The organism is Pseudoalteromonas sp. 3J6 (assembly GCF_903995135.1).
GTDB lineage: Bacteria > Pseudomonadota > Gammaproteobacteria > Enterobacterales > Alteromonadaceae > Pseudoalteromonas.
The window spans coordinates 2,742,126-2,769,065 of the sequence record NZ_LR877185.1; the positions used below are offsets into that span (position 1 = coordinate 2,742,126).

The 26,940-nt window shown below is 37.8% G+C and carries 25 protein-coding genes; 3 read left to right on the plus strand and 22 right to left on the minus strand.

Going from position 1 to position 26,940, the window contains the following annotated elements; genetic code table 11:
- Window positions 1–4: 4 nt before the first annotated feature.
- Window positions 5–439 carry an acyl-CoA thioesterase gene (locus P3J6_RS12315; RefSeq protein ID WP_008114650.1) on the plus strand — a complete coding sequence of 145 codons (435 nt, stop codon included), beginning with the start codon at window positions 5–7 and terminating at the stop codon, window positions 437–439.
- A gap of 198 nt (window positions 440–637) precedes the next feature.
- Here P3J6_RS12315 and P3J6_RS12320 read toward each other — a convergent pair whose 3' ends face one another.
- The 12 genes from P3J6_RS12320 to P3J6_RS12375 form a co-directional block, all read right to left on the minus strand.
- Window positions 638–1,960: a Na+/H+ antiporter family protein gene (locus P3J6_RS12320; protein WP_010389979.1), complete on the minus strand. Its 1,323-nt coding sequence runs from the start codon at window positions 1,958–1,960 to the stop codon at window positions 638–640.
- A complete protein-coding gene (locus P3J6_RS12325) occupies window positions 1,957–3,930 on the minus strand; it encodes a transglutaminase TgpA family protein (protein WP_198523163.1) in 1,974 nt (657 codons plus the stop codon). The genes P3J6_RS12320 and P3J6_RS12325 overlap by 4 nt, the downstream gene beginning before the upstream one ends.
- Window positions 3,923–4,912 (minus strand): DUF58 domain-containing protein, encoded by a 990-nt coding sequence (locus tag P3J6_RS12330; protein WP_198523164.1) that lies wholly within the window; start codon window positions 4,910–4,912, stop codon window positions 3,923–3,925. Before P3J6_RS12330 ends, P3J6_RS12325 begins: the two co-directional genes overlap by 8 nt.
- A 4-nt stretch (window positions 4,913–4,916) precedes the next feature.
- A complete protein-coding gene (locus P3J6_RS12335; RefSeq protein WP_198523165.1) occupies window positions 4,917–5,822 on the minus strand; it encodes an AAA family ATPase in 906 nt (301 codons plus the stop codon).
- Between the two features lie 8 nt (window positions 5,823–5,830).
- Entirely contained in the window at window positions 5,831–6,214 is a 384-nt protein-coding gene (locus P3J6_RS12340; protein WP_055012203.1) for a response regulator, read from the minus strand.
- A 594-nt stretch (window positions 6,215–6,808) separates the two neighbouring features.
- A complete protein-coding gene (locus tag P3J6_RS12345; RefSeq protein WP_198523166.1) occupies window positions 6,809–7,105 on the minus strand; it encodes a hypothetical protein in 297 nt (98 codons plus the stop codon).
- A gap of 3 nt (window positions 7,106–7,108) precedes the next feature.
- Complete coding sequence (locus P3J6_RS12350; protein WP_198523167.1) at window positions 7,109–7,531, minus strand: hypothetical protein; 423 nt, start codon at window positions 7,529–7,531, stop codon at window positions 7,109–7,111.
- 388 nt (window positions 7,532–7,919) lie between these two features.
- Window positions 7,920–8,888: an ATP-dependent 6-phosphofructokinase gene (locus tag P3J6_RS12355; protein WP_198523168.1), complete on the minus strand. Its 969-nt coding sequence runs from the start codon at window positions 8,886–8,888 to the stop codon at window positions 7,920–7,922.
- A gap of 183 nt (window positions 8,889–9,071) precedes the next feature.
- Window positions 9,072–9,644, minus strand: coding sequence for a tRNA-(ms[2]io[6]A)-hydroxylase (locus P3J6_RS12360; protein ID WP_198523169.1), 573 nt, complete (start codon window positions 9,642–9,644; stop codon window positions 9,072–9,074).
- 68 nt (window positions 9,645–9,712) lie between these two features.
- Window positions 9,713–10,351 (minus strand): sulfotransferase, encoded by a 639-nt coding sequence (locus P3J6_RS12365; protein ID WP_198523170.1) that lies wholly within the window; start codon window positions 10,349–10,351, stop codon window positions 9,713–9,715.
- 6 nt (window positions 10,352–10,357) lie between these two features.
- Window positions 10,358–11,260: a transporter substrate-binding domain-containing protein gene (locus P3J6_RS12370; RefSeq protein WP_198523171.1), complete on the minus strand. Its 903-nt coding sequence runs from the start codon at window positions 11,258–11,260 to the stop codon at window positions 10,358–10,360.
- Between the two features lie 6 nt (window positions 11,261–11,266).
- Window positions 11,267–11,635, minus strand: coding sequence for an MAPEG family protein (locus tag P3J6_RS12375; RefSeq protein ID WP_138607320.1), 369 nt, complete (start codon window positions 11,633–11,635; stop codon window positions 11,267–11,269).
- A gap of 122 nt (window positions 11,636–11,757) precedes the next feature.
- Between P3J6_RS12375 and P3J6_RS12380 the strand changes: the two genes are divergently transcribed.
- The gene (locus P3J6_RS12380) at window positions 11,758–13,119 is read left to right on the plus strand and encodes a DUF2254 domain-containing protein (RefSeq protein ID WP_198523172.1); all 1,362 of its coding nucleotides are present in this window, start codon (window positions 11,758–11,760) and stop codon (window positions 13,117–13,119) included.
- Here the strand turns inward: P3J6_RS12380 and P3J6_RS12385 are convergent.
- From P3J6_RS12385 to ggt, 3 genes are all read right to left on the minus strand, one after another.
- Entirely contained in the window at window positions 13,116–13,826 is a 711-nt protein-coding gene (locus P3J6_RS12385) for an SIMPL domain-containing protein (RefSeq protein WP_198523173.1), read from the minus strand. The genes P3J6_RS12380 and P3J6_RS12385 overlap by 4 nt on opposite strands.
- A gap of 107 nt (window positions 13,827–13,933) precedes the next feature.
- Window positions 13,934–15,628 (minus strand): NAD-dependent malic enzyme, encoded by a 1,695-nt coding sequence (locus tag P3J6_RS12390; protein ID WP_010389997.1) that lies wholly within the window; start codon window positions 15,626–15,628, stop codon window positions 13,934–13,936.
- A 353-nt stretch (window positions 15,629–15,981) separates the two neighbouring features.
- Window positions 15,982–17,760, minus strand: coding sequence for a gamma-glutamyltransferase (gene ggt / locus P3J6_RS12395; protein WP_198523174.1), 1,779 nt, complete (start codon window positions 17,758–17,760; stop codon window positions 15,982–15,984).
- A gap of 95 nt (window positions 17,761–17,855) precedes the next feature.
- Between ggt and rrtA the strand changes: the two genes are divergently transcribed.
- A complete protein-coding gene (gene rrtA, locus P3J6_RS12400; RefSeq protein WP_198523175.1) occupies window positions 17,856–18,443 on the plus strand; it encodes a rhombosortase in 588 nt (195 codons plus the stop codon).
- A gap of 42 nt (window positions 18,444–18,485) precedes the next feature.
- On the opposite strand, the gene P3J6_RS12405 is transcribed toward rrtA, so the two are convergent.
- The 7 genes from P3J6_RS12405 to P3J6_RS12435 form a co-directional block, all read right to left on the minus strand.
- Complete coding sequence (locus P3J6_RS12405) at window positions 18,486–20,987, minus strand: S9 family peptidase (RefSeq protein ID WP_198523176.1); 2,502 nt, start codon at window positions 20,985–20,987, stop codon at window positions 18,486–18,488.
- A gap of 105 nt (window positions 20,988–21,092) precedes the next feature.
- Window positions 21,093–22,262: an endonuclease/exonuclease/phosphatase family protein gene (locus P3J6_RS12410; RefSeq protein WP_198523177.1), complete on the minus strand. Its 1,170-nt coding sequence runs from the start codon at window positions 22,260–22,262 to the stop codon at window positions 21,093–21,095.
- Entirely contained in the window at window positions 22,262–23,191 is a 930-nt protein-coding gene (locus tag P3J6_RS12415) for a YeiH family protein (protein WP_138607334.1), read from the minus strand. Before P3J6_RS12415 ends, P3J6_RS12410 begins: the two co-directional genes overlap by 1 nt.
- Before the next feature lie 4 nt (window positions 23,192–23,195).
- A complete protein-coding gene (locus P3J6_RS12420; RefSeq protein ID WP_075169227.1) occupies window positions 23,196–23,420 on the minus strand; it encodes a DUF2798 domain-containing protein in 225 nt (74 codons plus the stop codon).
- A 64-nt stretch (window positions 23,421–23,484) separates the two neighbouring features.
- Window positions 23,485–24,627 carry a 5-(carboxyamino)imidazole ribonucleotide synthase gene (locus P3J6_RS12425; protein WP_178956091.1) on the minus strand — a complete coding sequence of 381 codons (1,143 nt, stop codon included), beginning with the start codon at window positions 24,625–24,627 and terminating at the stop codon, window positions 23,485–23,487.
- 2 nt (window positions 24,628–24,629) lie between these two features.
- Entirely contained in the window at window positions 24,630–25,112 is a 483-nt protein-coding gene (gene purE, locus P3J6_RS12430; protein ID WP_198523178.1) for a 5-(carboxyamino)imidazole ribonucleotide mutase, read from the minus strand.
- A 153-nt stretch (window positions 25,113–25,265) separates the two neighbouring features.
- Complete coding sequence (locus P3J6_RS12435) at window positions 25,266–26,852, minus strand: ABC-F family ATPase (RefSeq protein ID WP_138607347.1); 1,587 nt, start codon at window positions 26,850–26,852, stop codon at window positions 25,266–25,268.
- Between the last annotated feature and the right edge of the window lie 88 nt (window positions 26,853–26,940).

The following is a 26,940-nucleotide window of genomic DNA, read 5'->3' on the forward strand; positions in this document are numbered from 1 at the left end:
GATTATGACTCAAGTAGAGCGCGAAGCCATTATTGCGCAACGTATAAAAGATTCGACCACTTCGGTAACTAAAGCCGTATTTCCTGGGCGTACTAACCATCATAATACGCTATTTGGTGGTGACGCATTAGCATGGATGGATGAAGTTGCTTTTATAGCTGCCACCCGTTTTTGCCGTAAACCATTAGTAACTATTTCATCAGATAGAGTCGATTTTAAAGAAGCTATTCCTGCTGGTTCATTTGCTGAGTTGATATCAAAGGTATCGCATGTGGGGAATACCAGTTTAAAAGTGGATGTTGAAATATTCCTAGAAACTATGCACAAAGATAACAAGCACTCTGCTATTACAGGCAGCTTTACCTTTGTTGCTGTTGATGATAACCACAGGCCAACACCTGTCGTGTGTGACAAAATGCTGCATGGTTTTGAGTTATAACACCTAACAGGAAAAATAATATAAGCACCAATTATGGTGCTTATATTATTAACCATAAAGAACACATCATACTGTTTTTGGGTAAGGGCCAACTTAGCAATTAAATAAAATAGAGAGTATTAGTTTATCAATGAGGAGGGCGTATTAAAGTAATAAATGAGACTAATAAAAAGGCGTGCAATGCACGCCTTTAAATAATTATAAAACCATAGCGGCTATCCAGCCAAACACCAATAGCGGAATATTAAAGTGAATAAAGGTTGGCACAACCGAATCCCAAATGTGGTCGTGTTGTCCGTCAGCATTTAGTCCTGATGTTGGCCCTAGCGTAGAGTCAGAGGCAGGGGAGCCAGCATCGCCTAATGCGCCAGCAGTACCAACAAGCGCAGCGGTTGCCATTACAGAAAAGTTTAGCTCTAAACATAAAGGCACAAATAAAGTGGCAATTATTGGCACAGTTGAAAATGAACTACCAATGCCCATAGTTATAAATAAGCCGACCAATAAAATTACTGCGGCTGCTATGGGTTTATTACCGTCAAAAATAGCGGCGCTGCTATGGACTAGGCTAGCAACGTGTCCGGTTTCTTTCATTACCGCAGCAAAACCTTGCGCTGAAATCATAATAAAACCAATCATTGCCATCATGGCAACACCCTTACTAAATACGTCGCCGTTTTCTTCCCACTTAACCACACCAAATACACTAAATATAACCACCCCGACTAGGCCACCTAATATCATTGAGCCACTGGCATTTTGAGCGATCAGAGAAGCAAGCACGGCAAATAAACCAACTAGCATTACCTTTTTTGGGTTTTCAACATCAGCTTGTTGGCTTTGCACAGTTAATGCTGTGCTTGTGTATTCGCGGCGTTTTCGATAACTAATAAATAGGGCAATCAACAAGCCGACAAACATACCAATAGCTGGAATTATCATTGCTAAAGGGACACTGGTATTAACAATCTCAAGGCCATTATCAACTAGATTTTTATGTAATATTGAGTATAAATAAATCCCCCCAAAACCATACGGCAGCACCATATACGAGGTGGCTAAACCAAAGGTTAAAATACAAGCAATGGCACGTCTATCTAACCGCAGTTTATTAAACACCACAAGCAGCGGCGGGATCAAAATGGGAATAAAAGCGATATGCACCGGCACCAAGTTTTGAGAAGAAATAGCACAAATCAAAATAATAAACAGAATAAAGTAGCTTAATATGGTTTCACTAGAGCCTGTTTGAGCATTTACTTTAGCGAGTAACTTAGCGGCCAAAATACGCGTTAAGCCTGACTTAGAGATAGCGACGGCAAATGCACCTAGCATCGCATAGCTTAAAGCAATTTCGGCGCCTGATGATAAGCCAGAATTAAAAGCATCAATACTTTCTTTTAAGCCCATGCCTGCGGTTAATCCGGCAACAAGCGCACTTATTGTCATTGCAACAATCACATTTACGCGGACCAAAGTGAGTCCAAGCATTAAAATAACGCCTATAATAACTGCGTTCATAGATTTCTCTGTTTTATAGATTTAATTAATTTTATCAGATCTTTAGCCTGATTTTTACGTTCTTTGGTAAATGGTTGCCTTGCATAGCGCACTTGCTCAAATAAGTGACAAAAGGCGGTTATTTGTTGCTCTGCATAGGGGGCTTGTTGACTAATGTGTTGTAATGTTTGAATAGGCGTAGCATTTTCAGGGTAGTTTATAGTGTGCTTATTAGCCCAACTGAGTATTTGATAATACTCTTTTACCAGCGGAGGTTGTTTTGTTGTTGCCTTGGGGCGGTTTATATAAATAAAATAAGCACTAAAACTTAAAATTAAAACAATAATAACCCCAAGCGGTACTAACCAAACATAAGTGTTACCAAATAGGGACGCTAATAAATCTTGTTGTTTATTTTTATCAAATCCCAGCACCCAACTAGACCATTGATAATCGAGGTTTTCTAATTCAAGGCGAAGCCAGTTTATGGCAGCATAATTACTTAAGCTAACTAAACCAAAATTAATATTATTTTTAAATTCATCATTTAATGCAGCACTCTGTGATAAAGAACCATTTAATCGTTCGGGCGCAACAACCGCTGTTGCATCAAATATTCTCCAGCCTGCATTAGTATAAACCTCAACCCAAGCATGCGCATCGTATTGACGAACGGTAATATAGTCATTGCTTTGATTGTACTCGCCGCCTAAATATCCGCTAACTACCCGCGCTGGTAAACCAGCACTTCTAAAAATAAAGGCAGCTGCACTGGCATAATGACCACAAAAGCCACGTTTATTATTAAACATAAATTGATCAAGCGTATCATCACCGCGCATAGGTGTTGGCGTAAGAGTATAACTGAAGTTATTTTGCGAAAAATAGTCTAGCAGTTTATTAAAAAGCTCATCAGCGTTAGCACTACTGTTTTTTAACTGTTGCGCCAGTTGATAACTTTTTTGGTTATTACTCACCGTAAGCGTTTCATAAAAACGCTGCTCTATGTTGTTAAGTTTTTTACTAGATAATGGTTCAGTGCTAACAGAATATTGTAACACTTTGGATTTATATTGTTTTTTACGCAGCAAGCCTACTAAGTTGGAAACTACATTTTCATTGTTACTATTGGCATAGCCAAGCCCATATAACCAATAAGCCATTGCTGGCTCAGCAATTATTGAGTATTGAGTGGTATTTCCATTGCTGCTATTTTGGGTTGGCAACCTCATTGCTTGTTTTAAAAACGAAGATGTTTTCCAAGCGTTACCGTCAAATTCATCATGTACAATAGCGCGCCAATAATAAGGGGTAGAGGCTGAGTTATTATCAAACTTCGCTCTAAAAACCAACTCATCAGAGTTTGATAACTTTGCAATATCAAATGGGTCTATTTGTTCTGAGAGACCTGTTTGTGCCATTTTTGGACCAGGTAATTGCCAAAATGCAGGAAGTTTTGGTAAAAATATTAAGAGTACAACTGCCAAAGGAAAAGCCAGAAATATTATTTTAGCACTTTGTTTTGATGACAGTTTTAAACTATGACTAGATTCAAGTAACCCAAGTACAGCAAAATTTAAAATATACAGTGTACTAATAATTAAAGTGGTAAAAATAGTTTGGCTAAACAAATACACTGCTGAAAGTGAGAAGAATGTGAGGGTAATGATCAATTGATAATGCTGCTTTGTTTTTGCCTGTAGTAATTTAAAAACACATGACAGCAAAAGCATGGCAACAAACAGCACCACGGTATCTTTAAAGCCAATACTGCTGAGCATAATAATTAATGCTATTGCAGCGAGTCCGTTGGCCAGCCACGCATTGGGCTTTTGCTTGTATTTAAGGGTTAAATAAATATTCCAGCCACATAACATGCTGAGCATAATAATAAAGGGCAGGGGCAAGTGCTCTATAAAAAAGCTCACTAACCCTAAATAAATAAATGACAAAGAAAAATTTATAACGCGTTGATTTTTAATCTTATTCATAGTCAGTGCCTACACTACTTAAGGCTTGTAAACAGCGTTGCTGATGATGCTTTCCTGAGCCATTTTCTATGGATTTATTGGGCAATTTTAACGAGTAATTAATGTCGCTTTCAAACGCTTGGCACACTAGGTAACACAATTGCCCTAAGCGTTGCTCGGTATCGCCAGTCATTAAGTTAAAGTCAAATTGTGTATCGGCAGATTTAAAATCACTAAATTGTTTTACGAGTAATTGTTGAGTTTTTGCGTAGTGTTTCCACGAAATTCGCTGCAACCCCATTTCTGGCAAGTGGGTGATTAAACTTTCAAACTCATCATCGCCTTGGTGCCTTTCATTACCATTACCATCATTAGCAGTTATTTGGCTTAACTGTTTGTAATTTGGCGTTTTAATAATTGAAGGGTAAACATAAACGGTATGATCTGGTTGAATATAGCTCCATACACTCACCAAACCAAATGGATAATTACTGGCAATTTTTATTGGCTTTAGTAAATAGCGACCGCGCTTTAAATAAGGCAATGGTAACTGGCATTGTATGGTATCGGCTTTAACACTCTCTATATAGCAGGTGTGTTCAAAATTATTGGGATAGCTTAAGGTGATTGACTGACATATGTCGTTTGATTTTATTTGCCACACTAACTGAGGTGGCTGTGGCGCATAACTCTCAATAGTATTCTTAAAGCTGACAGTTAATCCTTTTGCGTTGCTATAACCTAACAACAAGGCAAAAATAATAATCACAAACATTAAATACGCCATAAACAGTATTAAATTATTTTGATAATTAATTCCCATTACAAAATTTAATAGTGCAACAATCGTAAAATATACACCCAGTGTGGAAGGCAAAACATAAATAGTATTATGCGTTAACGTGATGCTATTTTTTTTGTGCTTATTTTTTAATAAAGTCGTTAAAATTGTACTTTTTATAGCATGAATAAAAGTAGGGCGTTTTATTTTAAAAATACCCATTGATCTAAACGGGCACTAAAACATGTTTTAAGATGTCTGCAATTTGGTTGTTGCCAGACTCACTATGCAAACCTAATCGATGCTGGCACACGCTAGAAAATACCGCTTGTACATCTTCAGGTAGAACAAAGTCTCGACCTTCAATATAGGCCCATGCCCTTGCTGACTTTGCCAGCGCCATACTGGCTCTTGGTGAAAGCGAAGCAGCTAACGATTGAGCCTCTCGTGTGTAAGTCACTAATTCAATTATATAATCAATAACCGGAGCGCTTAGCGTAATATTAGCTATAGATTCTTGTATTTGTTTAAGTTGTTGCTGGTTAATTCGCTGTGGTAATTGGGAGTAATCGCGCTTTTGATTGTTTAATAGTAATCTTTTTTCAGCGTTTTTAGGTGGAAAGCCTAAGCTTATACGCATTAAAAAACGATCTAATTGCGATTCTGGCAGCGGATAAGTTCCTGCTTGATATAAAGGGTTTTGAGTAGCAATAACAAAAAACGGAGTAGGGAGCGGGTACTTTTCTCCATCTACGGTCACTTGTTGTTCTTCCATGGCTTCTAATAACGCACTTTGGGTTTTAGGACCCGCACGATTTATTTCATCAGCAAGTACTACTTGGCTAAAAATTGGGCCTTTATGAAATGAAAAACTGTGTTCTTTATTATTAAAAATATTGGTACCAATAATATCAGCGGGTAATAAATCGCTAGTAAATTGAATACGCTGATACGATAAGCCCAAAACAGCAGCTAATGCATGCGATAAAGTGGTTTTACCCATACCTGGTAAGTCTTCAATTAGTAAATGACCTTCACTAAACAAACAGGTTAACGCTAATTTAATTTGTTGTTGCTTGCCAAATATAACGGTAGATAGGTCATCGATAATAGTGGTAACTAGGTGCTGCATAATGTCCTTTAATCTATCAGTTCTAAACGTTTCATTACGGCATCAACTTTTTGCGCGTTGAAAGGCTTGGCTATAAATTCTTTTGCGCCAAGTTCCCAAGTATTTTGTACGGTCTCGAAACTATTATGGCCTGAGCACATAACCACATGAGCATATGGGTGCTCATTATTGATCGACTCTAAAATTTCGATGCTTTCAGAATCAGGTAAATCAACATCTAAAAATATAACGTTGGGTGATTTTTCGCTAAGTAAGGGTTTAGCACAATCAAAATTATCACACTCAATAATGTCATCAAAACCTAAGCCGGCTAGCACTTGGCTTAAGTCAGCACGGATTTGTTTAACATCATCAATAATTAAAATTGGTTCGAGTGGGCGTACAAATTCCATATGAATACTTCAATATTTTTTACGGCTTGTGATTTAATATTAAGCTAAGCGTTAAGGAACCTCAAGCTGATAACTATGAATTACCGTAATAGTCGTTTAAATGCACTTAATGTCCGATACCGTCTAGTATTGGACTTAGTGAGCTTGAAGTTATTAAAATAGAGCGCCACACATGCACTTAAATATTACTACCTATAATTTATATTATGTTAAATAATGTATTTTCTTCCATTGTGGCACTGATTATCTGACAAACGGACTCTAAATTAAGATTTGGGACTCTCTGGAGATTGAGTCCCTCAAAGACATATAAAGTGAGATACTTATTCAATTATTTTCTATTGTACTTCCCTTTTTTCGAAATGGAATTATTTCAATAGTCAAGTTTTAGAAAGAACTGTTAACCAAATTGGTAACAACGACCGTAGTAATGACCACTATTTACATAATTACAAATATAAAAACTTTTTAAGTTTAGGCTTAAGCTATCCATTTTAGCCCTCTTAACTAACGTTATAACTGCTTTGCTTTAGTGACAAAGTGAAATGGTTTATTTTCAATCTGAAAATAAACCTAGCCTCTGTCTAATTCCAATTATGTTGGAAAAGTCATTGCGATTTTACCCCATTTATCTTCTTGTTCATCCATAAACAAATCCTCATGGACTGGATCAAACTTAGGGTGTTCACTATCCCAAAAGGGATATTTTAATATAGCTTGTAGTCGCCATAATTTTGCTACATTCAATAATATTTCGACTTCCCATGGTTCAATTAGTATTGTTCCATTATCATGTTTATTTACTATATTTTCTAATTCAATTAACTTTTCTTTTTTAGCATATGAAAGTAATTCATTAAAAATTTTTGGAGGTAAAAAATACTCTTTCATTATTTATACCTTTAGATTTGTATTTATCATTAATTTAGACAATTTATCTAACCTTAAAATTAAATCTTCAGCTGTCATTGGTCTCGAAACATTCAGCAGTGGATGGTCTTTCTGTAAAAAATTAAAGCACAAGCCTTCAGGTAACTGTTTGCCAACTCCTAACCTCCATGCTCTGCCACTAACGGGTTGTTTACGTAGTTTATCTAATGAATCAGCAAAACTAATCCCAAATTTTTGATTTGGGATTATAAGCGCATTATTTGGTATAAAAGGATCTATAGCATAATCTAGATCTTTGCCTAACCTGAGTTTGTTTAACCCTGCATGACTACTTCTACCACAACGCCACACATCATTCTTATAAACATTCCAAAGTTCTTTTGGTGAAACCACCGTATATAAATCTTTATTAACTATTCTAGACATAACATTCCTTGTAATTAAAAGGTACAACATTCGATATTGATACATAAAAATATAACGCTTCGTTAAGCAGTTAAATTATATCGATTTATAAGCCGAAAAATGGTTTATAAATTCGTCTACAAATAATACAACTTAAAATTATACGCGTAAACAAATGATCGCGGGGATGCGTAGTGTTATTCTTGTGAAAATACAAAAAAAAGTGTGTAGAACAGCAGTGATTAGATAAAGCTAGGAAGTGCGAATAACAACATTACCGGTAACATTGTTTTTATAGCGCGGTGATGATTTTCTGCATTTATTTGACGCACTCTTTTAAATCTTCATTTTGGTTTTGTAAAAACCCTATGTGGGTTCTATTGGTATCAAACGACCGTTTTTATGACCACTATCTACAAAATATAGATAACAGCCCTTGCAGCTCTTCATTTATAACGTGTTGTTTAACAACATCTTGCATAGGTGTATTAGCGACTTCGTTATTTAATATACCCACCATTATAGCAGTTTCCCCAGCACATAATGCTTTTACACTTTGTACACCCAATCTTATTGCTAACATACGATCAGCAGCCGATGGGTTTCCGCCGCGCTGTAAGTGCCCTAGCTTGGTTACACGTAAATCTATACTTGGATTTACGGCAGTTATTTTTTCACATACATATTCAACACCATTTTCATCGCCCTCAGATACCACCACAATAAATGCGTGTTCGCTATGATAATCGCTAATCTTTAGCAATAAATCATCGATATCTTTGTCATTTTCAGGGATCAATACTGAATCGGCACCAGAGGTTAAACCGGCATAAGTGCCAATATATCCGGAATCACGCCCCATAACTTCAATAACAAACACCCTATTATGAGATTCTGCTGTATCTCTAATATTATCAATACATTGCATTGATGTGTTTACTGCCGTATCAAATCCTAAAGTGTAGTCTGTGCCTGCAATATCGTTATCTATGGTGCCGGGAATACCAATATAAGGGATATTGGTTATGTGTGATAACCATAAACAGCCTCTAAAAGAGCCATCGCCACCTATGACAATTAATGCATCAATATTATTATGTTCAATTGTAGCTAAAGCTTGCTGTCTGCCTGTCTCAGTTCTAAACCTTTCACTACGTGCGGTTTTTAAAACGGTACCGCCCAAGTGCATACTTTGTTGCAGGTTTTTGCAATCAAGTGTCACTAAATCATTATCAATTAAACCCTCATATCCTTTTCGAACACCTGACACTTTTATGCCTTGTTGTTGAGCGGTTTTTACGATGGCAAATAAAGCGGTGTTCATCCCTGGAGCATCACCTCCAGAGGTAAGCACGGCAATATGATTAATTGGTTGCATCGGTTCACGTCCTTAAAGCAAGCTTTACATTAAAATGATAATAGCTGTTTATTGTTAGGCAGTGTTAACTAAGTGCAGTTAAGTTGATCTAGTTATGCGTTATTAAACAATATTTTTCATAACAATAGAGGGAAGTATTTATATTGGCATGCTAACTTGCTATCAACATGCCGTGGTTAACTATTAATGTAGAGCAGCAGTAAACGGTATATTTTTACAAATTTCTGCTTCTATTGTTAATAACTCTTCTAAACGATCATCAACTTCTTGTTTATCAAAGTATTCGTAAGCAAGTTCAACAAATAGATTTTTATGTTTTTCTTCTGACTTGGCTATCGCAACATAAAAATCTTTTTCTTTTCCTTCAGGTAAAGCTTCAGCAACTAAAGAAAAACGTTCGTGTCCCCTCGCCTCAATTACACCGCCAACAAGTAGCCTGTCCATTAAAAAACCATCGCGACCATGTCTAAAGTGTGCGCGAATTTGTTTAATGTAAGGGTCTTTTTTATCGTCACCTAAATTAGTATCACGCTCAATGAGTAATTTCAGCACTTGCTTGAAATGAATTAACTCTTCTAAGGCTAAGTCAGTCATGGCTTTAACTAATTTACGCTTATCAGGGTAATGTGAAAGCATAGACATAGCCATGCCCGATGCTTTTTTTTCAGCAGCAGCATGGTCTTGTAAAAAAGTTTCAAAGTCGGCTAAAACAACTTCGGTCCATTCAAATGGCGTGTGGTATTTTAATTCAAACATATGGATACAACTTATAAAATAATGCGTGGATTTTAGCGTATTTAAAAATAAAAATCTTTGCTCGCGGTTTAAATTTCTCTCTCATAAGGTAAAAATTTATCTATCCGCCCTTTCGCTGTCGATTCAATTTTTAATGGATGTTTTATATCATTCCACGCAGTGACCTTACCCCCCATATTCATTTTTTCAAAACCATTCAACTCAGAGGTAATATTTAAAAAATCACAAAGCTGACTAAAACTGTTAGGGTTGGCAATATCTATCGCTAAAAAATCATCTTCTCGATTACTAAAATAAGCCTTAGCATTATTAATGTGTACGTTATAACAATCAGTTAAATACTGATCGTTATTTATATTATCCACTGAAAAATCTTTAAATGTATTTAAATAACAGCGCTTTAAATGAATATTAAAGCCACCATCTGCACGGGTTAAATTAGTGTGCATTCGCTGTAAAAGCTGTCTTATTGATGGTATCCATGCAGTAAACTCTCGCTCTAAATATATAAATTTTGCGCCAGGATAGTATTTATCTAATACTTTAAAATCGTTAAATATGGGGGTGTCTGCAATTGCGACCGCATTATCAAAACAGGCGGTAGTGTATGCAGTATGAGCAGCAGGTATACCCAAATGTAAAAATGCATTGCATACACTGGTGGTACCGGTTCGCGGTAAGCCAATAATAAATATTTTTTGTTTCATGGGGTTTTACATGTCTTTTTCTGAAAACCAAAGTGAAGTATTCTCAAGTGGTGTTAGTAAGGGTAAGTTTTTGTTTTCTAATCTAATAATAATCTTATTTTTGATATCTGCGTGCTCAATGGCACTGCGAAAATACGCATTAAATAAGCGGTCAAACTCACCGTTATTACGCATAATTGCGAGCCCTTTTTCAACAGCTTGTGCAATTTCTGGGTTGTCTTTGCTAAAAAAGAAGTAAATGGCGGTTGGATATTGCAACATTAAATGTGGTACTACGGTTAAGTTTTCACCAGCATCATCTTTAAACGTATTTAGCTCCATTTCAACCTCAAGCAACGAACGAGGAAATACATCGCCCCTGCCTTTAATTAACATATTAAACAAAGAGCTGTATTCAATTGATGTTACTACAGGTAAACCGCTATCTAATAATATTTGTGTATCAGGCCAATCATGTCCCTGTATAAAATGTACTTGTTTGAAATCGCTCAGACTATTCATGCTTGAAAAACTATTGAGCTTATTTTGTGTGGTTACCAATAAGCGCCACCCGTATAAACCTTTAAAAATAGGCACTCTTACGGGCAATAGCTCTTTTTCTCGCTGCTGTGAAGTCATGGTCCATGCAACGTTGACTTCATCATTATGTATAATTTGTTTTAATGAGCGGCTTTGAGGCATAGAAATACTCGATGCTTTTAATGTATATTTTGCGCCGCTGTATTGTAAGGCCGTTCTCAATAAAACTAACGGATAAAGAATTTCATCTTCACCAACTCGCATCGTTTTTGGATAAACATAATTTAAACAATCAATACTTTGATTGCTATTGTCATTTTCTATTGCCCATACAAATGACGCCAACGAAGTGGCAAAACATAAGCTTATAAAAACAATAGCGAATCGCATCTTTATTTATCGACTTAACAATAAAATTAAGGAACTTACAAAAAGAATAGCAAAAGTCATCATCATACTTAATACACGTGCTTTTAGATTGTTAGTACTAATAGCTGAGCCATGAAGTGCACGGCTTATAAATAGCAAACCGCCAAGTGCATGCATATAATGACTTGCTAAGCCTTGATACTCTAATAAGAACAGTAAAATTAGGCTAATTGGTACATACTCAATAAAATTCCCATGAGCTCGAGTTGCACGTTCAAGCTCAGGATGACTCCCATTACCAAGTGAAATGCCTTCAGACTTGCGTATTTTTACAACATTAATACTCAGGTAAATATAATATAGTGCCAGTAAAGCCGCATAACTCGATATAATCACAGTATTTTTCCATTTAATTTTTAAGCAATAATAACACATAACTTAAGCTGTAAAATCACTTACTTTAGTATCAAATATGCTAGAGTGATTTATAGATTGGTATCGTAATAAGTAAGGATAATATGTATTTAAGAACAAAAATAACCAATAGCTACCGCGAAATAATTAACAGTATTGGGTTTTATCCCTCATTATTATCTGTTGCTTTTTTATTTTTTGCCGTACTGACAATGTCAGTCGAGTACTTAGCCCCCATCGAAAAACTTAAATCACTAATTTCATTTATATTAGTTGATAGCGCAGAAAACGCACGTACCATTTTAAGCACCCTCGCTGGCAGCATTATTTCGTTAACCGTATTTAGTTTTTCTATGGTGATGGTGGTATTAAATTCAGCCAGTGCTAGCTTATCCCCCCGAGTTGTTCCTGGGCTCATTACCCGTAAATCACACCAAATGGTATTAGGGTTTTATTTGGGTAGTATTATTTATTCAATAATAATGCTGATAAATATCAACAAACTCGATAATGGTAATACCGCGATTCCCTCACTTGGCGTATTGTTTGCGCTTGTTTTTGGGTTAATATCTTTAGGATTATTTGTATTTTTTATTCATTCTATTTCAAGAGCAATACAAGTAGATAACGTATTAAATGGCTTGTTTAGGCAAACAAAAAAAGAAATTCAAGACATTATCAATATGCAAGACGAAAACCCCGTTGATAACTTTCCCGAGTTTTCAAACTGGCATTCAATAAACAGTACAACCGAGGGTTACTACAAAGGGGTTCATTCTAATAAATTATGTGCCCTACTAGCAGATGAAAATATTGAGCTGTTTATTACGGTTAAGCAAGGTTATTTTACAGTTAAAGGTTACCCGTTTTTAAAGTGTAATAAGGACATATCTGAGAACGAAGAGTTAATTGAGAAAATTTTAGACTGTTTTATTTTTTATATAGAAGAATACATTAGCGACCATTACCGCTATGGGTTAACACAAATATCAGAAATTGCCGTAAAAGCTATGAGCCCAGGAATAAACGATCCGGGTACTGCCGTTAAATCTATTGATATGCTCAGTATATTATTAATAGAACGACTAAAGATTAATGCAATAAATTATTCATGCTATCAAAAAGATGAGCAACCATTGTTGTACTTTCATGAAACCAGTTTTGATGAACTGCTTCATGATAACTTCACCCCTTTACGCAATTATGCAAAAGCCGATGCCTATGTAATGACTAACGTTATTGAAGCATTTAAAAATATTTTATTTATTGCTAATGAGAATGTGGATGCACGAAACAGTGTGTTTAATTATTTAAATGCCATTGTTGATGATATTAATCAGCACATAGTTAACGAATACGATCGTCAAGAGATTAGTAATATGCTGTATGCCATTGTGCGTATTAGTGAATCACAAGGAAAGCAGTTGGTGGCACGATTTGAGCGCCACCCATCTATAAGCGCTTAATCAATATAATAAATTGCGTAACTTGATGCGCTTATTGTAATTTCACCAGCATGATATGCATCGGGTACATAGTTAGTCGGTGCACCATCAGCCATCATTACTTTTTCACTGCGCATGTAAGGTACTGATGGCATATCAAGCGGACTTAAAGACGCACTATATAAGCCTTTCAATTCAACATCAAAATCAGCACTTAACTCTTTTGCCGCTGCTTTAGCTTGTTTAATAGCTAATTTTTGTGCTTTTTTGTGCAGCTCATCATAGTTGCTCGCTAAAAACTGCGTTTGTCTAATTTCATTAATACCATTATTAACTAAACTTTGTAAAAGCTCAGGGTATTTATTAATCGCTGAGAGTTTAATTGTAAGCGTTCTGGATACTTTAAACCCGGTAAACTCTTGCTTACCTGTTTCGCGGTTATATTGATTATCACGATAGATTGAGATTTGACCAGCATTAATATCTGCATCAGCTACGCCTAGTTTTTTTACTAAACTAATTGCACTGGCCATCGTAGTATCAGTTTGTTTTTTTGCGGCAATTAAGTTTTTATCTATTTCAGTAATACCCACTGTTAATAAAACATGATCTGGCATAGTCGTTACCGATGCTTCACCTTTTACATAGATATGAGGCTCTTCTGGGGCATTAGTTGCATAGGCTGACGTGCTTAGCAAAGCAGCCGTTAAAATCGAAAGTGTTTTCATAGGTCTATCCTTTTAAATTGATTGCCTTAGTTAACACCTTATGTGGTTAATTGCAGATGAACAAGCATAAAAAAACAGGCAAAAGCCTGTTTTTTAGTAATGAAGCATTAAATGCTGCAACGCTTGTAGTTACGATACTTCGGTAACCAGTAGTTTCTGTCGATGGCTGCCCACAGAGCATCATCTGAAATCTCAAGAGCAACGCCCTCTTCAATTGCTTTTTTAGCGACTGCAAATGCAATACGTTTACTTAGTGTTTCAATTTCTGTTAGCGCAGGTAATAAGCTACCTTTGCCCGTATTAGCTAATGGTGATGACTCTGCCAACATTTCACTCGACATAATTAGCATTGCATCGGTAATACGCGTTGCTTTAGCAGCAATTACACCTAAGCCAATACCTGGGAAAATGTAGCTGTTATTACATTGAGGAATTGGGTAAGTAACGCCGTTATAAACAACAGGCTCAAATGGGCTACCTGTAGCTACAATCGCTTTACCATCAGTCCATTTAATAACATCTTCTGGGTAAGCTTCTACTTGTTTAGATGGATTACTTAACGGGAAAATAATAGGTGCTTCACAGTTTGCGTGCATAGCGCGAATAACTTGCTCAGTGAATAAGCCCGGTTGACCTGATACCCCAATTAAAATATCTGGTTCTGCACAGTGCATTACATCTAATAATGACGCGTATTCGCCGCTGTAAGTCCAATCGGCTAGGCAGCTCGTTGGTTGCGCTAACATTTGTTGGAAGTCGCGTAAGCCTTCCATGCCATCAGTTAATAAACCAAAACGGTCAACCATAAATACTTGGCTGCGAGCTTGTGCTTCACTGATACCTTCGGCCACCATAGTGCTAACAATTTGTTCAGCAATACCACAGCCTGCAGATCCTGCGCCTACAAACACAACTTTTTGAGTCGAAAGTTTAGCGCCTTTAACACGACATGCTGCTAATAATGAACCCACAGTAACCGATGCAGTGCCTTGAATGTCATCATTAAAGCTACAAATTTCATTACGGTAACGCTTTAATAATGGCATAGCATTTGGTTGTGCAAAATCTTCAAATTGCAGTAATACGCTTGGCCAACGACGCTTAACCGCTTTAATGAATAAATCTAAAAACTCATCGTATTCATCTTGCGCAATACGCTTATGGCGTGCACCCATGTACATTGGGTCGTTTAATAGTTTTTCGTTATTCGTGCCTACATCAAGCATAACCGGTAATGTATACGCTGGGCTAATACCACCACAAGCGGTATATAAAGAGAGCTTACCAATTGGAATACCCATACCGCCAATACCTTGGTCACCTAAACCTAAAATACGTTCGCCATCGGTAACCACGATAACTTTGACTTTACCTTTAGTGGCATTACGTAAAATATCGTCGATTTGGAAACGATCTTCATAGGAAATAAACAGGCCACGTGCACTACGATAAATATCAGAAAATTTCTCACAGGCATCACCCACAGTTGGGGTGTAAATAATAGGCATCATTTCTTCAATATGATCACGCACTAAACGATAGTAAAGCGTTTCGTTATTGTCTTGAATAGCGCGTAAATAAATGTGCTTATTTAAATTGTCATTAAAACTTGAGTATTGTTGGTAACAACGCTCAACTTGTTCTTCTATTGTTTCGTAACGAGGAGGAAGTAAACCTGCAAGATTAAAGTTTTCACGTTCTTTTTGGCTAAAAGCACTTCCTTTATTCAATAATGGGGTTTCAATTAGGCCTGGGCCAGAATAAGGAATATAAAGATAATTAGGATCGGTATTTGTAGTCATATTTCCAAGCTTTACTGAATCTTAAATAATGATCTGCCATTATCATTGTTAAAGGCTAAATTGCAATGACATTTAAGCTTGTCAGACCATTGAAAATGTTCAAATACAAGCGCTACTTTAGTATAAAGCCTCTCATATTTGGTGAATATGTTAGCTGCCGATTGTGGATTTAAAAATTAAACGCACATTAAACAAACGATTTCTTTTTTAATGGCAACAACACTGACGGCTATTTTTAGATTTGCTAATTTTTTACGTTAGTTAACATGCTATTTTCAATCAAATAGTTATTAACTATTAATCTGTTATATTTAAAACAGCAGGCAGCAAACCTGCTGTTTATTATACATGTTTTAAAATTTAAATGAGGCTTTATTATTACTTAAATCAGATAACGCCATCCCTTCTCTGCGCGGATCGGCGGCGCCATACAAGCGGTTGTTTTTAACTTCTACTGCATGCAGCCCTGAGTTTAAGTCAATAACACGCACATCATGGCCGCGCTTTTTAAGCTTAGGTACAAGCGCTTCAAGTTCAGTACCTTTTTCAAGGCTAGTATAATCATTACGATTAGTTGTACGCGGTAAATTAATGGCCTGTTGTGCATTTAAATCCCAATCTAAAACGCCAATAACAACTTGCGCTACATAATCAATAATACGACTCCCGCCAGGAGAACCTACTACTAAACGTAAGCTGCCATCTTGGTTAAAAACCATTACCGGAGACATTGAGCTGCGCGGACGTTTATGCGCTTCGACCCTATTAGCTACTAATTTGCCATTTTTACGTGGTGAAAGTGAAAAATCAGTCAGCTGATTATTTAAAATATAACCATTAACCATCACTGTTGAGCCAAACGCCATTTCAATAGAGCTGGTCATTGAAACAGCATTGCCTTTGCTATCCACAATCGATACATGCGATGTAGACGGCAATTCAAAAGAATCATCATTTGCATAGCTTAAGTGATCAACAGGGTTGCCTGGCAATGCTTCTTGATCTTTTTCAGTAATTAATTTTGCGCGGGTGGCAATATAGTCTTTATTTAATAACTCTTGAGTAGGTACTTGGGTAAAGTCAGGATCGCCAATGTATTTATTACGATCGGCAAACGCAATACGTGACGCTTGGCTAAAGTAATGAATTGCCTCGGCACTATTGGCTTTAATATTTGCCATGTTTTTGTGTTCAAGCAAGCCTAAAATTTGTAGTACTGAGATACCGCCACTACTAGGCGGCGCCATCGAGCACACATTATACACTCGGTATTTTATACAAACGGGTGCACGCTCTTTACTGCTGTAATTAGCAAGATCTTGCTCAGATAATTTACCAGGCGCAATTTTTGACTGCTGTACTGCTTTTACCATAGCTTTGGCATTATCGCCTTTATAAAACGCATCTATTCCCTTAGAAGCAATGTCTTTATATAAATTAGCTAATGGCTGATTTTTTTTAATACTGCCGACTTCAATTACTTTGCCATTAGGGAAAAAATACTCATTAATCACCGGCATACTCATTACGCCTGGGTTTAATTGTCTAACCAGTAAACCATGTAACCGAGGCGATACTTCAAACCCTTGCTCAGCAAGTTTAATCGCAGGTTTAAATAAGCTAGGCCAAGGTAAGGTACCGTACTGTTTATGGGCGCTGGCAAATGCATGTAAAATACCGGGTACGCCTACAGAGCGTCCACCTACAACCGCTTCAATCCATTTTACTGCGTTGCCGTGTTTATTTAAAAACAGGTTTTCATCGGCATTACTCGGCGCGGTTTCACGGCCATCAAAGCTGGTGAGTTTATTATTAGCTTTATTGTAATACATCATAAAGGTACCACCGCCAATACCTGATGATTGCGGCTCAACTAATGTAAGTACTAATTGGGTGGCAATAGCGGCATCAACCGCACTGCCGCCTTGCGCTAATATGGCTTTACCTGCTTGTGAAGCATACGGATTAGCGGCGGCTACCATGTACTTATCGCCAGCCACTAATTGCTTATGTACAACACCTGTGGCCGCTTCAGGTTCACGTGTTTCAATTGTGCTAGCGTTTTGTGCAAACAAAGGAAAAGACAAGGCACTTAGAGTCAGTGCGAATAAACAGTTGAGCTTAAAATTCATAATCACTTAATAAACTTAAATTGCATGGAAGATAATTGGCATCTTAAAGTTAAACAGGCACAATATGCAAAAATAAATATAAGAATGATCCCTAAATGCTTAATTTACCTCTTCAGCCGCGCTATATTTTCCCTCCCTTATGTTTAATTGTATTAAGTTCGCTCTTAGCATGGCTGGGTATGAATGACGAACTTGAATTTAATCGTCAACTGATTGAACAAGGCCAAGTGTGGCGTTTGTTTACCAGCCAATTTGTACATGCCAATTGGGCGCACTTAGGGCTGAATTGTGCCGGTATCGCGCTTATTTGGTTATTGCATGGTGAGTACACATCCCCAAGCAGATATAGTTTTAATATTGCCACATTGGCAATTTGGTGTGGCTTAGGTGTTTTTTGGTTTTGCCCCACAATTACAATTTACACAGGGCTTAGTGCAGTTTTGCATGGCGTGATCATTTGGGGAGCCATAAAAGATGCCACTGTTGGACTTAAATCGGGTTATGTGTTGTTTATTGGTGTGTGGGTAAAGCTAATCGCTGAACAAATAAATGGCCCTAGTGCTGATATTGGCGCATTGATCAACTCAACGGTGGCTGTTGATGCACATTTAATTGGCGCGATTGGCGGCGCATTGTTGGGCGTTCCTTTAATTATTAAATTCATCAGCAAAAATAAAGAATAAAAAAACGCCACATTGTGGCGTTTTTTATCAACTTACCGCTATTTATAGTGTTTCTTTAAACAGCTTATAAATTCGACGGTATTCATCTAACCAGCTCGAAGGCTGCACAAAACCATGCGGCTCTACTGGAAAGATTGCTGTTTCAAAGTTTTCTTTCTCAAGCTCGATTAAACGTTGTACTAAACGCACTGAATCTTGAAAAAACACATTATCATCAACCATAGGCGCATTTATTAATAAATGCTTTTTAAGCCCTTCTGCATAGTAAATAGGTGAACTACGTTCATAAGCAATTGGGTCAACATCTGGGTGATTCAAAATGTTAGCAGTATAGCCTGTATTATAATGTGCCCAATCAGTCACAGGGCGAAGCGCAGCACCTGATTGAAACAAATCTGGCGCAGTAAATAACGCCATAAAGGTCATAAATCCGCCGTATGAACCACCGTAAGTACCAACCGCTTGAGTATCAACGTTGGCATTTTCAGCCATCCATTTTACGCCATCTGCTAAATCTTGTGTTTCAGGTGTTCCCATTTGACGGTAAATAGCAGTACGCCAATCACGGCCATAACCTTTAGAAGCACGGTAATCCATATCCATCACTACATAACCTTCATCGGCAAGTAATGAATGGAACATAAATTCGCGAAAGTAACCAGACCAACCCATGTGTGAATTTTGCAGGTAACCGGCACCATGGTTAAAAATAACCGCTTTACGGTTTTTACCTGTTTCACCTTCTTGGTAATCAGCTGGGTAATAAACTTTGGCGTATATTGGCTGATCTGTATTGCTTGAAGGCACAGCAACAATTTTAGGCGCCGTTAGTTTTTTAGCTAAGAACGCGTCAGATACCGTGTTAGTTAAACGAGTTGCGGTTGTGTTTGCTTTAGCCTCAGCTACATAAAGTTCAGTCGGCATGGTAATTTTAGAGTGTTTTAATAATAACTTAGACTGATCAGGGCTTAAGGTGTAATCTGTCATGCCATTTAAGTCTGTTACTTGCTCGCTATCACCTGTTTGTGGGTTTACACGGTAAATTTCGTAAAGACCTGGATGCTCAACATTCGCTTTATAATAGATAGCACTATTGTCATCAGCGAGGGTTAAATTAGATACTTCAAATTTACCCATGGTAAGCGCAGTCGCTTTACCATCAAGTGGCTTTTTATAAAGCTGACTATAGCCCGACTCTTCTGATAAATAATACAGAGTATTGGAATCATTTAACCAACCAAAGTCGTTAAACGCATAAGCAATCCATGCGTCGTCATGTAGTCGATGTTGAGACACAAGTTTGTTATTTTCAAAATCTACAGTGGCTAACCAACGATCTTTGTTATCCCATGCTTCAAGCATAATCGCTACTTGGCTACCATCATCGTTCCAGCTGATGGGTGATTGATTCCAACCCCAATCTGAAATAACGTTAATACCACGAGGTTGTTTTTTAGATTTATAGGTTTTACCGTCACGGGCGAAGTTTTCTTTTTTAACCTCAGCAAGTACATCTTCATCAAAACCAGGTAAGGTGTTAAACCCTAATGTGGTTTGGCTTTGATCTGCAAGGTTAATATAAACAAGCTCTGAGGTTTGCTCTTTAGAATCAGCTACGCGACGGCGAACTTTTTTAGGCTCTATCGTCGCATCATCAGTGATGTAATTAGGCATAATATCGCCTTCACCACGCCATGAGCTTTTTTCTTGTACTACTACAATTAATGCATCGCCATTTGGAGAAAGCTCGGCTTCATCAACCGTGTTGCCATCACCTAAATAATAATGGGTGTTAGCAATTGAGCTATTACTCGCTTTTACTTGCTCTTTGCGCGCATGCATGTCTTGTTTATTTTTATGCTGTAGTGCAATGTAATCAATCAGCTTATGTTGCTCTTTGGCGATATAAGTTGATGGTTCTTTTACGCCTTGTGGTTTATCAGCCAGTTTTAAGTTGGCAATTTCACGGGTTAAACCTGTGGTTAAATCTACTTTAAAAAAGATATTACCCTGACGATAAGCTAAGTTACCGTCGTTTAAAAATTGTGGTTTTGACTCTGTCGCAGAGCTTTGCGTAATTTGTTTAATTGCGCCTGATTTTACGTTTTTGATAAATACGTTACCCTCAAACACATAAGCTTGAAGTGACTTATCGTTTGAAAAAACAGCTTTACTTGAACCAACACTGTGTAATTTTTCTAGTGCCACTTGCTCTGCTGTTTGTGAGTTTACAGCTTGAGCGAATAAATCTCTTAGCTCACTACCTTGCTGCTTACGCGAGTAAATGATGGTACTTGAATCTGCACTCCAAAAAGCGCTTTGCGGTTGGCGTCCAATCCAATCAGGGTGAGCCATGGCTTGTTCAAGGGTAATTTTTGAATCGCCCAAATCTGCGGGCGTGTTAACAACACTAGCAACGGTGGTATTTGTTTGAATAGATGAGTCAGTAGAAGTTGTAGCGGTTGCGGTACAACCCGCTAACATAACACTTGATGCAACAGCGATTGCAACAAGTGTTTTAGAAGATGAGAATTTAAAAATCATAGTGCTTCTTGACGGTTATTATAATTAACCATATTTAAGCAGAAGCACCTTTATAAATGCAATTATTTAAGACAAACAACGCTGATATTGGGGTGAGTAACCCGTTTATTCAACCGTTAAATCAAGCCAGACTAATCGGTGGTCGCTTGATGCATTTCTATCTTTAATTAAACGATATAATTCGCTTTGTTTTTTCGGCCAAAAAACTCCACCACCTTTTATGGTTAAGCCATAATTTGAAGGGAGTACGTAATCAACGCGTGCTTGCCAATTAGCGGTATAGTTTTTAGCATAAGCTTGCGGGTATTGCTCTTTTGCGCCCTCACTGGTTGGAATAAAACCGGCGTTAATCAATGGGCTTTTAAGTATTTGATCTGTAGTATTAGTACGCTTTTTATCACCTTCAGGTGCGGCATTTAGATCACCTAAAATCACAAATCGCGATTTTGCTGCAAGCCCACCCTTTTTACCATTATCATCATAAAGGTAACTTTCGTTATTAACGTAATCGGCAATAAGCCTAATTTCATCATGGTTACGAATACCGTTTCTGTCTTCTTCGCCATCAAACACAGGTGGTGTTGGGTGCGACGCTAGCATATGGACTACTTTATCGTTTACTTTTACGGGTATATCCCAAAAAGATTTAGAGCTTAAACGTAAAGTATTCCACTCTTCATCGTTATACCAATTGGTATTAGTTTTTGGGTCAACCGGCATTTGTACATTAGGTAAATCTTTGTGCTTAAAGGTTTGCAGGGTTCTGATGTTGTCAAAATCAATCGGGTAGCGAGATAAAAACGCCATTGCGTAATGGCCTTCAAAAAAACCAAAGCCCTGTGCATCACCCATTACCCCAGTTTTTTTGCCGTTATTGTCTAAGTCAAACTCAGTTGCTAAGCCGGTATTAACGGGGGCAATGTAAACGTATGGGTAATCAATTGCTGCTTGATTATTTTGCCCTACATTTAAATAATGGCTTTTAAAATACTCGATACCTTGCTCTTTTGGAATGTAGTCAAACTCATTGAGTAGTACTACATCTGGGCGGACGCGCTGGATTATTTCAGCAATATTTTTAATTTGCAGGTGGTTTGAACGCAGTGCATTTACCAGTGCATCACTTTTTACTTGTTCATTTTTAGCGGTGTAATTAGTGGCATCCATACTGACATTAAAGGTTGCTACGCGTAGCGATTCAGCCAATACAGGGCTGCTAGAAAAAACAGCAAATAACACACTACTGATTGCTGTAATACTAAGATTACGTTTCATTATATGAATCCATCTATAATTAATAATAAAATTGTGCTGCTGACTATAACCCACAAAGTAATTGCCATCAAAAATGGCTTTATACCTGCTTGCTTAAGAACCGATAGTGACAAACCACTGCCAATTAAAAACAGTGTAACCACTAATAATTGCTTAGCTGCACTATTAATAAGTTCCCATGTCGATGAAAACGACGGCATATAAGTATTTATTAATGCGGCTAATAAAAAGCCCACAATAAATAAAGGAATACTTGCCTTTTCATCAGAGCGCATAAACACTCCCGCAACCGCTGTATAAGGAATGATCCACATCGCACGGGTCAATTTTACCGTAGTGGCAATACTCAGTGCCACAGCACCATAAGTAGCCGATGCCCCTACTACGCTGCTAGTATCGTGAATGGCTAATGCGGCCCACAAACCAAATTGCTGTTGGGTTAACTCAAAATAATGCCCAATTGCGGGAAATAATAATAATCCCACGCCATTAAGTAAAAATACAATCCCTAAGGCAACAGCGACTTCGTGATCTTTAGCTTTTATAACCGGTGCCATAGCGGCAATGGCGCTGCCACCGCAAATAGCGGTACCAAATGAAATTAGCACGCCTGTATTACGATTAAGCTTAAAAACTTGGGTTAAAATCTCTCCAAACCCGATTATGGCAGTAATACTAACAATTGTTAATACTAAAGAGCTGCGTCCTACCTCAATTACTTCATTAAAATCAACAGCAAAGCCTAAGCCCACAACGGCAAGCTTAAGCATCACTTTACTGGCCTGTTGAGAAAGCTCACTAAACGGGTTGCCTAAGGTAATAGCAAATATAGCGCCTAAAACCAATGCACTTCCAGCACCTAAAAAAGGAGTCATACACAAAGCGAGTAAGAGTATAAATATTGGCTTATGCAATTTAGTGATAATCATCACTTTAAGGCCGAATAAGTTTATTTGTCAGTTTATGTACGACGGGAGCAACAAATATAACTGTAGGAAAAGCAATGCAAAAGGCAAATAACCAGGCTTTAAGCCATATAGCTACAATATTTTCGACCATTCCTACATTAAAAATTGAAATAACAAACGACATAAAGCCTGACATGAAAAGTGCCATAAAAAAAGCGAACACAATAGTACGAAACTTTGGGTGGATCATTGAAAAGAAACCTTTAGAAGGTAAAGCGATAAATTGAATTCAACTTACCGCTTGATTTTTTAACTTATAATAGCGATTTGCTAGTAGCTAATACGCCTGGGTAATCCTGCTCTGGCAAGCATGATGTAAGTTCAGCTAGGCGGTTACCTAATTGCTGTAAACTCTCACCCGAAACATTAATATGCCCCATTTTACGACCGGGCTTAACGCCTTTACCATACCAGTGACTGGTTACATCCGCCGTTTTTAAAACATCAGCAGGAATATGTGCTTGGCCTAATACATTGATCATAGCAGTAGGTTGCTTAATTTGCGTATTACCCAAAGGTAACCCTGCAACAGCACGCATATGGTTTTCAAATTGCGAGCAGTGAGCACCTTGCTGTGTCCAGTGTCCTGAGTTATGCACTCGAGGAGCTATTTCGTTAACTAATAACGTACCCTGTACATCAAAAAACTCTATGGCCAATACACCTACATAATTAAGCTCATTTGCAATACGGGTAAATGCTGAGGTTGCTTGGCTCTCTACTAAGCTATTATCTTTACCGGCTAGTGAAAGCGTTAATACACCATTGGTATGTTGGTTTTCTGTAAGTGGATAAATTGCAACGTTACCCTCTTTGTCGCGCGCGCCAATAATAGAGACTTCACGATCAAACGGGATCATTTTCTCAGCAATAATTGAATGAGGTGCATGCTCTGTACCTGAGGCAATAAAGTCAGCCATTTCAGCCCAAATAGTGTCTATTTCATCATCAGATTTTAAACGCCATTGGCCTTTGCCGTCATACCCAGCTTGGCAGGTTTTTATAACTAACGGCTTACCTAATATTTTAGCAGCTTGTTCAAGATGCGCTTTTTCAGTAATAAGTTGGTATGGTGCACAAGCTACTTCGGTTTTATCTAACAAGGCTTTTTCAAGCGAACGGTCACCACCGGTTTTTATTGCTTGTTTACCTGGATAAAACTTATTGCTATTGCAGCAAAGCGTTAATACATCATCGGGAATATGCTCAAACTCAGCGGTAATCGCATCTGCATCATTGATAGCTTGCTCAAGTGTGGTTGAATACACTTGGTTGGTTAGCGGGTGCACAATTTTTTGGCTGCCAACATCATAAGCAATCACATTTAAATTAAGCGGTGCGCCAGCAAGGCTCATCATTCGCGCAAGCTGCCCAGCACCTAAAATTAATATAGTCATTATTACTCTGCAGGATTTGGGTTAGCTAGAATAGTGTCGGTTTGCTCTTTACGAAACGCTTCAATTTTGGCGAAAATTTCAGGATTTTGACAGCCTAATATTTGTGCAGCCAATAAACCAGCATTAGCTGCACCTGGCTCACCAATAGCCAATGTGCCTACAGCAACGCCCTTAGGCATCTGGCAAATAGACAATAATGAATCAACACCATTTAACGCTTTTGACTTAACTGGAACGCCTAAAACAGGCAATGATGTAAACGCTGCAGCCATACCCGGTAAGTGGGCTGCCCCACCTGCGCCTGCAATAATTACTTTAATGCCTCGTTCGCTTGCAAAACTTGCGTAATCAGCAAGTAATTGAGGAGTGCGGTGAGCAGAAACCACTTTAGTTTCATAAGCAATGCCAAATTTTTCTAGCATCAGCGCAGCGTGTTCCATGGTTGGCCAATCTGATTTAGAACCCATAATAATGCCAACAGTCATAAATACTCCTCAGTAATGTATTTTAAAAATAGCGGACTTATGTCCGGTTTTATGCCGGGTATTATATACTTAAATGCCGCAGTAATGCGACCAGCAGGCAATAAAAAAGCCATGTTAAACATGGCTTTTTTTAAATGCTGAAAATACTTGCTGTTATGCTTCTTTACTCGCCAAGTATTCGCTGTAGTTTCCTCTAAAGTCGATAATTTTACCGTCTTTAATTTCCCAAATACGGGTAGCAACTGATGATACAAACTGACGGTCGTGTGACACAAACATCAAGGTACCTTCATACGCTTCAAGTGCTAAGTTAAGCGCTTCTATAGATTCCATATCCATGTGGTTAGTCGGCTCATCCATTAATAAGATATTTGGTTTATGCATCATGATTTTACCAAACAGCATACGACCTTGCTCACCACCTGAGATAACTTTTACAGATTTTTTAATATCGTTTTGTGAAAACAACATACGACCTAAGAAGCTGCGAACAACTTGCTCGTCATCGCCCTCTTGCTGCCATTGTTCCATCCACTCAAATAAGTTCATGTCTTTTTCAAACTCATCGGCATGGTCTTGCGCATAATAGCCAATATTAGCATTTTCAGACCATTTAAACTCACCGCTTTTAGGCGCTAAACGCCCTGCTAAGGTGTTTAGTAGTGTTGTTTTACCGACACCATTCTCACCAATAATAGCAATGCGTTCACCTACTTCAACTAGGCCTTCTAAACCTGAAAATAAAGTTTCTTCAAAGCCTTGCGATAAGCTAGTCATTTCAAGCGCGTTACGGAATAACTGCTTTTCTTGTTCAAAACGGATAAATGGCGACTGACGTGACGAAGCTTTCACTTCATCTAATTGAATTTTATCAATACGTTTTGCACGTGAAGTTGCTTGCTTTGCTTTTGAAGCATTAGCAGAAAAGCGCGATACAAACTGTTGTAGTTCAGCTATTTGGCTTTTCTTTTTGGCGTTTTCACTCAATAAACGCTCGCGAGCTTGGGTCGCTGCAAACATATATTCATCGTAGTTACCCGGGTAAATACGTAATTCACCGTAGTCAATATCGGCCATATGCGTACATACTGAGTTTAAAAAATGACGGTCATGCGAGATGATAATCATAGTACAGTCACGTTGATTTAGAACATCTTCTAACCACTTAATTGTGTAAATGTCCAAGTTATTGGTAGGCTCATCAAGCAACATGATATCAGGCTCTGAAAACAATACTTGCGCTAATAGCACACGGAGTTTAAAACCTGGTGCGATTTCAGACATAGGACCGTAATGTTGTTCAGTAGCAATACCAACGCCCAGTAATAGCTCACCCGCTTTAGACTCAGCAGAATAGCCGTCCATTTCAGCAAACTCAGTTTCAAGGTCGGCTACCTTCATGCCATCCTCTTCACTCATCTCTGGTAGGCTATAAATACGATCGCGTTCTTGTTTTATATCCCAAAGTTCTTTGTGACCCATTATTACAGTGTCGATCACAGAGTATTCTTCGTAAGCGAACTGATCTTGATTTAGTTTAGCAACACGCTCATTAGGATCTGTGCTTACATTACCCGATGATGGTTCAAGTTCACCGCTTAGAATCTTCATAAACGTTGATTTACCACAGCCATTGGCGCCAATTAAACCATAGCGGTTTGATTCACCAAATTTAGCTGAGATATTTTCAAATAATGGTTTAGCACCAAATTGCATGGTGATGTTAGCTGTACTAATAATAGCGCTACCCTCCAAGGGAGACTGAAGTATTTAAATTGCGCGCAGTTTAAACCAAATCAGCGTTTTTTTCTATGAAAGTTTATAGCAT